The sequence below is a fragment of the Haliscomenobacter sp. genome, from assembly GCF_040403615.1.
Lineage (GTDB): Bacteria > Bacteroidota > Bacteroidia > Chitinophagales > Saprospiraceae > Haliscomenobacter.
Genome location: NZ_JBBAKG010000048.1, coordinates 1 through 11,131 on the forward strand (window position 1 = coordinate 1; position 11,131 = coordinate 11,131).

Annotated in this window: 7 protein-coding genes; 2 read left to right on the top strand and 5 right to left on the bottom strand. The window is 44.2% G+C overall.

Annotated features, from left to right (window positions below):
• The 4 genes from ABW391_RS16020 to ABW391_RS16035 all read right to left on the bottom strand — a co-directional run.
• Positions 1 to 949: YihY/virulence factor BrkB family protein (locus ABW391_RS16020; RefSeq protein ID WP_353482902.1), on the bottom strand; the 949-nt coding region annotated here is incomplete at its 3' end.
• Between the two features lie 157 nt (positions 950 to 1,106).
• Positions 1,107 to 1,574 carry a ferritin-like domain-containing protein gene (locus ABW391_RS16025; RefSeq protein WP_353482903.1) on the bottom strand — a complete coding sequence of 156 codons (468 nt, stop codon included), beginning with the start codon at positions 1,572 to 1,574 and terminating at the stop codon, positions 1,107 to 1,109.
• 23 nt (positions 1,575 to 1,597) lie between these two features.
• On the bottom strand, positions 1,598 to 2,119 hold the full coding sequence (locus ABW391_RS16030) for a pyridoxamine 5'-phosphate oxidase family protein (RefSeq protein WP_353482904.1): 522 nt from the start codon (positions 2,117 to 2,119) through the stop codon (positions 1,598 to 1,600).
• A 134-nt stretch (positions 2,120 to 2,253) separates the two neighbouring features.
• The gene (locus ABW391_RS16035; RefSeq protein ID WP_353482905.1) at positions 2,254 to 2,691 is read right to left on the bottom strand and encodes a hypothetical protein; all 438 of its coding nucleotides are present in this window, start codon (positions 2,689 to 2,691) and stop codon (positions 2,254 to 2,256) included.
• A 355-nt stretch (positions 2,692 to 3,046) separates the two neighbouring features.
• Between ABW391_RS16035 and ABW391_RS16040 the strand changes: the two genes are divergently transcribed.
• Entirely contained in the window at positions 3,047 to 5,464 is a 2,418-nt protein-coding gene (locus tag ABW391_RS16040) for a T9SS type A sorting domain-containing protein (protein ID WP_353482906.1), read from the top strand.
• A gap of 7 nt (positions 5,465 to 5,471) precedes the next feature.
• A complete protein-coding gene (locus ABW391_RS16045; RefSeq protein ID WP_353482907.1) occupies positions 5,472 to 9,365 on the top strand; it encodes a hypothetical protein in 3,894 nt (1,297 codons plus the stop codon).
• A gap of 337 nt (positions 9,366 to 9,702) precedes the next feature.
• On the opposite strand, the gene ABW391_RS16050 is transcribed toward ABW391_RS16045, so the two are convergent.
• A complete protein-coding gene (locus ABW391_RS16050) occupies positions 9,703 to 11,052 on the bottom strand; it encodes a vanadium-dependent haloperoxidase (protein WP_353482908.1) in 1,350 nt (449 codons plus the stop codon).
• Positions 11,053 to 11,131: the final 79 nt, after the last annotated feature.

Here is an 11,131-nt window from a genome sequence, read left to right on the forward strand (position 1 = left end):
TAGGATCCTGGGTCGGGATTTCTTTTTTTTCCACAAACACGGAATAACGGTTAGGCCTGATTTTGCTACCGTATTTGTTGGCATATACTTTGGTAAATTCAGCCCCGAAATAGAGGATGGCCGATGAATAATAGACCCACAAAACAATCAGCACGACGGCCCCGGCTGCGCCATATACAGACAAGGTGCTGGAGCGGCTGAGGTAATAATTGATCAGCCATTTGCCCAATAAAAACAAGAGTGTGGTAAACAATGCCCCAACCCCTACATCGCTCCATTTAAGGATAGCATCCGGCAGTACCTTAAAAATTACGGCAAAAAGCAGCACAACTACCCCCACATTGATCAGGTTGGAAATGAGCCAACTCAGCCAGGCGACGTCACCGAAACGTTGGTTGACAAATTCGTAAACGACCGATAGCATGGCGCTGATGACCAGCGACACCAACAACAAAAAACCAATGCCAACAATCAGTGAAAAAGAAAGCAAGCGGTTTTGAATGAATTTGAGCCAACCGCGTTTGGGCTTTGCTCTCAGGCTCCAAATGGCATTTATAGAGTCTTGTATTTCCAAAAAAACTCCAGTGGCTCCAAAAACCAAGGTGAGGATTCCGATGATGGTGGCCAGGGGAGTATTGCCGGACACATGTGCATTGCTGATCATTTCTTGAAGTTGCAAGGCGCCAGTGGTGCCCAATAAACCTTCAAATTGCTGGTATAAGTATCCTTCGGCGGCTTCTTTGCCAAACCAGATGCTGCTGACCGCAATGACGATGATGAGCATGGGCGCCAGGGAAAATAACGTATAATAAGACAGCGAAGCACTGAATTTCAAGGCATTGTCATTGCTAAACTCAATAGCTGCTTGGTATAACAAGTGAAAAAAGTCAATGACATTCCGCCACCTGTTGTACAAGAAATTGCCTAAAAATCGAAAGGTATCGTTCATGATAAATTTAGAAAAAAGTGGGTGTACTTGGCGTGCTGTGGTGGTGCACTAACAGCCAGGCGGATATATTGGCCACTGTAGATCTTGATGAATAGAAAGAATGCAGGGACGATGAGCTCGCCCCTGCATTGATGTAGAAGTGAATATGAGGAATAGTTTAACTCATGGTCTTTTGCAATTCAGCGGTATTCTGAATGACGTCGTGCGCTGCTCTTAGCACTTGTTGCTGCTTTACAATTTCCAGGCGAATGTGGTCAGGTAAATGGGCAGCGGTTTCCAATGCGTCATCATAAGCCTTTATGGCCGCTTCATCTCCAAACGCACATGAATCCAATACCGATTTGCGATCCTTCCCCGTCAAGGTAGCCTTGAAATCCATCCAAACGCGGTGCAGTTTACCACGCGTAGTAGAGTCTGTAACGGGTTCGCCACCCAAATTGCGGATAATTTGTTGCAATTCGCTTGCGTAATGACGGCTTTGGTCAGCATTTTTATTGAAAAGGGTTTTCAAGTCTACGTCAACATCTTCTACGTCTTCAGAAGCCCTTTCGTAACCAAAAGTGCGGTCGTAATTGATGTGTACCAGTTCATTAAGGGCATCAATCAATTTTTCGTTGTTTTGCATGTGTTTAAATTTACGGTGGTTTATTAAAAATTATTTTTTACGGTTAAGCTTCCTTCTATACTGTCGTCCATTGTTTGACCAGTGGCCAACGATGTCATCCGCTTGAGGAACGAAACCATTTTGCCATTTTTAGTATCCCAGTAAAAGCCATCCGATGGTGTTACTTTTAGCAACCTAAGTTTAGGATCGTCTATACCATCTTGAAACCATACTTTGGCATTCGGATTCCATAATTCTGCTAACTTTTGGCGATCATCGGAAATTTCAGCTGCTCCAAATAGGGTCAAGTAAGACGAATTGCTGTTGTCTGCATAAATGAGTTGCACCCGGTTATCCACACTTATTTCATGGACGTGTTTGTTTGTAACGGTGGTAAAAAACCAAATTACCCCCGTATCTTCATCTACATTTTGGGTCGCCATTGGGCAGGAAGAAAAAGGAATATTCGTTAAGTTTGAACAAAGGATTGCTATCCGAGTATGTTCAATCAAATCCCTTAGTTTTTCAATGGCGTCTTCGTTCGCCAAGTTTTGTACATCACTCATAGTCTTCATTTTTTGTGGTTGGTTTTACAGGAAATGACCGCTTCATAACCCGCGTCAATTGATTGTTGAAAATGCAAAAATGATTGGTTTACAATTAAAATACGTTATAGAATTCTGGCATAGAGTTGCATCATTCATACATTATGCTTTTTTTGATTGATCTGATTGTCTGTTTTTTTTAAATCGCGCAACGACATGATCTCTTCGCGAATTTTTTTTGCCATTTCACTACGTGTGAGTTTATTTTGGATACAATAATTTTCCAAGTTGATCTGCTCACAAATTAGTTTGTGCAACAAAGGGGTATTTTCAAATTGCTTTAGCTGGAAATTGTATTTTAATTGCCCAGTATAAAGTTGTTCATGCGCTGTCTGGATGAGTAATTTAACAAGAGCCACGTAAAGTGGCAGGACGTTTTGCTGGTCTAATTTTTGTTGATGTATTTTTTGAAATGTACCGATTAGCATTTTTTCTGCGGCGGTTTTATTTGGCGCAATTTCCATTGCGACACCATAAAGCCTGGCGCCATAGGTTTTGTATAAGGACTCTAAAGTGAAATGGGACGTTTTCAAACTTATTGATTTTCGTGAGTAATTTGGGTATTCACCAGGCCTACGTGCGTCAGCATGCGATACCTTTTCTTACAGCATGTGTAAATATTTTTGTTTAAAGCGAAAATGCGACTGATTTGCAGCAAATCAAAAAAGAGCCCAGTCAGAATGTAACTTTATTTCGTTTCCATTCCTAAGTACAAAGATGAAAAGTATTAAGTAGGTAAGTGTTACAGGATTTTTTTGAAAAATTACATTATTCACACATTTTCGCAGGTAAAATGTTAAATTTTTACATTTAGTGCTGATCGAATTATATAACAATTATCTTTACAGGGTCTAAACTTAGTTTTTACACTTGGCTAAACGCTGACCCATGTTACTGCGCTTTCTTATTCCCATCCTGCTTTGTATTCAATTTGCCTTAACTGCCCAAAGCACCGGTTGTTTCAATCTCATGCTTACTCAAGCTCAAGCGGTAAGCGGTGATACATTAGCCATTGATGTCAGGGTAAAAGGGTTTAAGCAGGTTTTGTTACTGGGTTATCAAACGGTTTGGGACAATCGGGTGTTGCAACTCGTTGAAATCAGTAACAGAAACCCGATATTCCCTCAGACCAGCTTCGAAGCACCGCCTTTTTTCTCAGTCAATGGAATGTCCAGGTTTTCCTGGCAAGATCCATTTTATGTCGGGCAAAATCTTCCCGATGACACCCGGATATACACCCTTAACTTTTTGGTCATAGACCCTTCGGCGAGACGTACTAAAATCGCTATTGGCGGGCCATCCATTTCAGAAATAGCCTATAGTTTTTCATCGGAATTCTACGCGGAATATCTCCCAGCTACCGTCGCTGTCAATGCGGTTTTAAAAGAAGATTTGCCTAAGAACGCCTTACAGTTTAACCAAATTTGCACCACAGTACAAAAATGTGGAATAGGCCAAATCAATGCGCCGGTAAAAGGAGGCATTCCTCCTTATTCTTTTTTTATCAAGGGGAACGATGGCAAGCTCAAACCCAGCCAATTGAACAATCTGACGCCAGGGTTTTACCACCTGATAGCGGTTGATGGGCAAAAAGATAGCATTGAAGCCTTGATCAACTTGAATCCCTCTCCAACTGGTTCTGGAGTCAATTTGCAAGCCATCGTGACCTGTGATCCTCAACAGGCAGATTCTGCGACCATTCTGGTCAATGTCAGCGGTGGTAGAGGGCGTTATGCCTTTGACTGGAGCGAAGGAACTTACGCAATAAGTACTGGAAAAAGTCGGATTAAAATTGCCAATAATCAGTTGTACAGTGTGACCGTTACGGATACCCGAGGTTGTGAAGCTGTACTGGAAAATCTCAACGCAAGAACCTGCCTCGTGGCTAACGACTCGATTCCTCAGCTTAGTTTGGAAAGCAGTAGCCGATTGAATGGCGAGTTATTTTGCAGCAAAGTAGAACTAGCCAATTTGCAGGATTTGAGCAGCATCCAATTTGCCTTACGTTGGAATAGTGATAAAATCGCTTTCCAACATTTCAAAATCATCGATCCTCAACTGCTTAGTTCAAATTTTGGCATTGATGATGTCAACAGGGGTGTTTTGTACTTTTCGAAAAAAAATGAGACCAAATTTTCCACTCCCCGCCAAAGCCTTTTTGAGCTTTGTTTTCAAGCGCAAAATATAGTTGATACGGGCTACATCAGTTTTGACGAGCAAAGCTTGGCTCTTGAAGTTCTTGATGCAAACAACCAGTCCCTGCCCATTCGAACTTATGCTGCTTCGATTGAGATCCGAGCCGCCATTTGGCCCGGAGATACCGACCGCAACGGAATGGTGAATCATTTCGATCTTTTGCCCATTGGCTTAGCACATGGGAACAGAGGAGCCGCACGGCCAAATTCCAGCCTCGATTGGCGGGCGCAAGCCACCCAGTTGTGGGGCAAAATAATTACAGGATTCGACCTTGCTTTTATAGATACCGATGGGACTGGTCGAATCGAAAATAAAGACACCTCTGCCATCTTTGTAAACTGGCAACGCAGTTACACCAAGGCATTAATTCCCGCAGTCTCCCCAGTGCTTAAAGCCGGTGCCACTCCGCTCAACATTCGTCAAGATACTTTACGCGGTTTAGCTGCACAAACCCTGTCCATTGATTTAGGCTCAACTTCCACAGTAGCATCGAATGTATATGGACTCGCCTTTAGCATTGGCTACAATCCTGCTGAAGTAAATGAACAAAGCTTGCGCTTCAGCGCTTCTTCTTCCTGGCTGGGTAAATTGGGGGATGACCTTTTGACCATTCAACGTAATGATCTATCCAAACATCAGCTTGAAGTAGCGCTGGTGCGAACTGACCAACAAAATCGCAATGGATTTGGGCAAATTGGTCAACTGCATCTTGCGTTGGATCGCAACGAAATCCGTCCTACGCTGCAAGGTGTCAATTTGTCCATCAGCAATATCCGATTAATCGACCGCAGTGGACAAACCCTGGCCGTTTTGCCTTCAAAGACAAGTTTGCCCATTAGCCGATTGGTCAACACTAGCAGTCTTTCTGCTGATCTTCAACAGCACATCAAACTTTATCCCCAACCTGCCAGCCAGCATTTATGGGTAGACATGGGAGGCTTGGATTTGCTGCATTGGCAATTGTTGACGCTCAACGGGCAAGTGGTAAAAACTGGATTAAGCTTGCAAGCGCCAGTTGAACTGTCTCATTTGCCTGCTGGCATGTACCTCCTGCGAATGATTTGCAGCCAAGGAATTGCGCTCAAAAAATGCCTCATCACCCACAATTAATCCCAAAATGAAAACATTGCTGCTAAGCATTATTTTATTTCTGCCCCTAGTCGCTGTCGCCCAATGGCGAAATATTTACAGGGGCAATGACGAGTTCAATGACTTAATCGACGCCTCCTTCTACACGGCTGCCGAAGGGTATGTATTGAGTGAAAAATGGGTGGGTGCCACGCTGGATAGTGGTTATACATTTCAAAAAAGCTTTATCGACGTTTTAAAAAACATTGATTACAACGGGTACCGTGTTAGCATCACTGCGGGATTCACCCCTCAGGCAGTTCATGGAATTGAAAAAAATAAATTGCTGGTTTTGGGTGGTTTTTATGGCGAACCAGCCGTTTTATCAAGCACGGATAATGGTGCAAACTGGAAAGTGGTGTACCATCGCAACTTGGTTTTGGGTGGCGAAACTTTTATCGCAACCCTGGATTTTGAGTTCCCGGTAAGTCCTACTCGGGGTTATGCCTTGCTAAGTAGCGGCGTGATTGCAACCAACAATGGCGGGGCATCCTGGAATGTGCTTCTAGACAGAGAAGAACGCAATTTCATCGCGCTGGACTTTGTGGACAATCTAAACGCTTACCTGGCTGAAGAAAACAGCTTACAACGCACTTCCAACGGCGGCGTTAATTGGACAAATCTTAACAATCTTCCCTTTAAAATCAAGGACATTTCTGCTATCAGCGCCACTAGTGTGTTTGTATTAACCCCCGACAATGACATTTTTTACTCTCAGAACAGTGGCGCTACCTGGGTCAAAAGCAACCGCAATTCAACCCGTTTAGAGCTTTCAAACGATATCTATTTTGTCAATGACAACATGGGCTACCTGAATGCTAGTGGATTCATGTACCAAACCCGCAATCGAGGAACAAGTTGGGAGTTGATGCCGCTGATTGACCCAAGTGGGATGGGAAAAATTATTCCTTATGATCAAAACCAACTCTGGGCTTGCGGAGGACAAGAACAATTGTACCTCACGACCAACGCCGGGGGGAAATCTATTGCCAAAGCATTTTTTGACTTTGACTTAAGCGACGTTTGCACCAAAGACACCGTACGACTAAGCAATCAAAGCCAGCCAGATCGACAATATCTTTGGTACAAAAACAATGTCTTTTTTTCCTCTGCGCCATCACCACAATACCAACCTGGAGCCAATCGAATGGATGAACTCAAATTGGTCGTCAAGGATGGATTACAAAGGGATTCCTCCATTCAAATCATTGACGTCAGCAACTACTTTTCCATCAAATTGGAAAGTGAGTCCCTCCAAGACAGTGTGTGCAGCGTCGACCAACCTTTGTTCAAGGTCTTGAATAGCCAAGTGGGGGTGAGCTATTTTGTGGACAGTGACTGTTGTGGTGGTGGTACATTTTTTGGTAATGGCACCGATCTAACCGTTTCTGCTTCTGCGCGGCTCCAATTGGAAGGACCCAAAACTTATTGGGTCACGGCGATAGTAAACAATGGCTGTGGCAATCAACGGATTCAACAAACCTATGAAGTTGTCTTGATAAGCAGCATTCCTGGTATCGAAGTCATCAACAATGATACCGTTTGTATCGATAAATTATTCTACATTCGGGTAAGCAACAGCCGTGTTGGATATGAATATTGGGCAGACGCCTCCCTGCCCAAAGTCAAGGGCAATGGCGGGATCATTGAATTGCCCTGCATCGCTGAAAATGTATTAAAAATTCCAGTAGTGTTCACTCCTCCGCTCCTCAAGTTGCTGGAAATCCGCGTTTTTGTACGCCATGCCAATCTTTTATGTGCAGATCCAAGCGGTGTCTCGTTGTATGTTTACCAACGCCGCCCCGATGCTCAGTTTAAACTCCTTGGCGCTGAAACCTTAGTAGGCGATACCCTCACGCTGGACAATCAAAGCATCTTTGGCTTCAAGTACTATTGGGAATTCAGCCGGGGTGCACACTATGAGCACAATGATACGCGGGTGCCGATCCAACTCAGTTTCAATCGCCCGGGTTATCGGCAAGTCAAACTTTACACGTACAGCAAGGAGGGATGTGTGGACAGTATTGCCCATACGCTGGAAGTTTTGGGCAAATTGGTAGAAACACCGTTGGGTACAACTTGTGCCGATGAACCCGACCAGCATGTCGATAGCCTCTACAGTCGCAAATACCGGGATAATCGGACGATTTATGAAGATCAGTACGGTAGCCGAATTTTGGGCGGAACTTTCCGAAGTGTTGATCAACCCTGGCGCTACCTGATACGAGATCAAGGTTGGTATGCCCTAAAATACGACCGCAACGGAAAGTTACTGTGGCAATTAGAAACACCCTCATATGAAATCTTCCCTTCCAGTTATGCTATTGAACAAGCCATCGGAGATGCAGAGCAGAATACCTATTTATTGGGGTACTGTTCAGCAACTTTGGCTGCACCTTATGCACCTGGTTTTGGTACACTCACGCCTGGCCCAGGGGCTTTTATAGTCAAAGTTTCTCCGGAGGGCAAAGTATTGTGGGTCCGTTATTTTTATCGGGGATTTAACAGTGGTGCAGCTTATCCCAATTTTAGCCGAGGTAGTATTTTATTGGGGAAGAGCAATGCTGTGTATTTTGTTACCCGCCGTCCACGCCAATCTGGTAATTTTTACATGGATGAAACGCAGATAGTTGAAGCTGGGGATCGGGATGAGGGACTCGTCATCCAACTGAATAGTTCAGGACAATTGTTGCGTCATAAATCATTTCCAAGCCATTATCAAAGCTTTGAGCAGTATGCAGCTTACAATGCTCAAGAACCAGATTATCAATTTAATCTTCCCATGAATTGGCCCCCCGTAGGGAATCTGGTTTTGTTCAATGTAGTGAATACCAGCTTGGAAAGTGCTGATTTTGACAACATCCCCATTTCATTCAATACCCAAAAAATTGGCAGTGCTCTTTTGATACTGGATACCGTCAACCTGCAATTCAAGGCCATCAAGCCCATCTATAGGCCTTTGGAAAATGAGAACATCGGCCTTAAACCCGATGCATATACTTTGGACCAAAACGGCAACTACTACGTGAGTTATACCCACTTGGATTATTTTCACCACTTGTCCCCCCGCCTGTCTTTAGACACCCTTAAACCCAAAACCTATCTAAGTGCATTTGCTGCCAATGGGAACATTAAATGGGTGAAAAAAATTGAAGGATTGCACCTGAGCCATTTGGTTGCTGGCAAAGATCAACTCAAAATGGGGGGCTTGAATTATTTTGTCCAAAATGGAGTGTCATACACTAGGTTCCCTAATCATAGCCCCCTGGATGCTGCTACTAAAAAACTGACTTTTGTGAGTGATACTGCGGTGTATTGGGGAAAGGCCCGCCTGGGTAAAGGCTCCATTGATGCGGTAGTAGGCACTCTGGCCTTAAATGACGGAGCTTTAATTGATTTAGTCGCAATAGGAACTAAAAAAATGGATGCTACGATGACCATGGCCAAAGGTTATGGCGATCAATTATGGGTAAGTACCACGCTTGGTTCCAGTTTTGACCATATGGTAAAAGACACTTCCTCGGTGCTCAAAACCTTCAAATTACCGATGGATGATGATTGTGGCAATGTAGTGAAACCTCGGATACCTTTGTCAGTCATCCCGTTAGTTGCCTATAGCAGCAGACAAATTCAGTACCAGGAAGGCATTCGGGTCTATCCAAACCCGGCACAAGATTGGGCTTGGGTGGAATGTATTCAAGCAGAAGATCGCATCAAAAGTATCCACTTAAGCGATGGATTGGGGCGAAAAATATGGACAAAAGTTGGTTTGAATGAAAGATCAATACTTATTGACCTACAAACCCTACCAACTGCTCAGATTTATTGGCTTGAAGTACACACTACAGGGGGGCTGTTTCAATCGAAAATTGTAAAACTGTAAACAAATCAATTGTTAACTTTCCAAACAAAGCTTATCCTCATCTTGTACACCGACTTGTTTGGCTATAAATTAGTGCAAGTGTCCTGAGACCAGCGGCTGCGCCACCAAAACGTCTGGTGTGCAAGGTTTTACTGTTCACTTTGCGCCGTTTTATGCACTTGCACCTTAAATGCTAATTAATAGTCAAGACTTGAATTAATAGGACCATAAAACACTCATGCAAGCGGGAGACGCCGCTCCAGCGGTAGCCCAATGTTTTTCTTTGCTTGCAAAAGACTTGTGCCAGCAGGGTGTATAGCTGGCGAATCAATCTGCGCCAGCCTTTTTTACTCTTTATTTAGCGGTCTCTGAATTTCAATTTGCTAATGTTTTTTCCTACCCGGATACCTTGCAAAAGCCCTTGTTCATTGCCTACGCGGTAGTGAATCCCTCCGTACAAACGGCTTAAGGCGGCCTCGTTGGCAAATTCGAAAAAAGTATTGAAGCTGCGTGGGCTACCGTTGATGTCGGTCCGATCCTTGTGTGCACGATCGGTAAAGACATAATTGTAACCGAATAAATCTGATAAAATTTGCGCCGTTGCCCCCGACTGGGTGGAATGCCCCGAGGTGTACTCAGGGAAAGGAGGCGTGGTCAGATGCGCATTCCAGGAGGCATCAATTTGAGCTTTGACGTAAGTGATTGGCCGCATCAAATTATAGGTGTACTTAGCATTCCAGCACGACACAAAGGCATCGTGTAAGCCCATACCAACGCGGGCAAATGCCTCGGCGGCAACTGCCAGGTTGGCTTCTTCTTTGGCCAAAACCTGCCGGGTAATGGCAATAGAATGCCCAGGTGGGGTAAAGGTTTTTCCTGGGTCATCACTCCAATATTCAGCGATGGTTTTTTGTTCTACTGTCAGGTTTTTAACGGTCGTGTACACTTCCAACGCTTGCTGATAAAAAGGAGAGGTTTTGTCGGTAGAATAAGTAGGTGGTGCAGGCACCAGTGATACATCGGCATTATTGGGGTAAAAAGTCCGCACTTTACCCCAAAAAGGCTGGAGCGGTATTTTTTGGAAAGCTGGCGCGGTAGGGACCCAAAAACTTTCCCCCGTAGGTACTGTGTAACTAGCTGGAAAGTTGGACTGATAACAAAATTGTTGGCCATCACTATTGGCATAATTGGCAATCGCATTGGCTACCGCTATGCCGTATTCAGTAGAGCGTTTGATAATGTCATCTTGGATTTTATTCCGGTAATATTCATTGTGTTTTTGTTGCAAACTGGCAATTAAGAACTTATTCTGTTCCGTAGCGGGCGCATAACAAGCATTTACAATTTGGCCCAAAGCCGCATTGCCCACCAAAGGCCAGTGGTACTCCAGGTTGGGATCAATTTTAGGCAAATTGGAAGCTTCCAAGCCCGAAACCTGTCCGGCCATACTCAGCCCCTTAGGAATTCCGGGGCGAACCGACTCAAATAGTGCCAACCCAACGTACCCAAACATCCTGGCGGCTACTGGAGGGGTGTAGCCTGCCGATTCTTTGGTGAGCTTGAGCGTAAGTTCCATCCAGTCTTGCACCATTGCTGAATCGTACTCATCAGCAGTAGGTAGAAAATTAATTTCTTTACCATCGGGATCGCAGGCAGTGATTAAACCGATCATCAACAGCGCCATACCCATGCGTAATAGTTGCTTCATTGGAGTAAATATTTTAATAAATAAGGAAATGACAGATAAAATGGTAGGTAGCGTGCTCTTAAAATGGCTCAATCTGAAA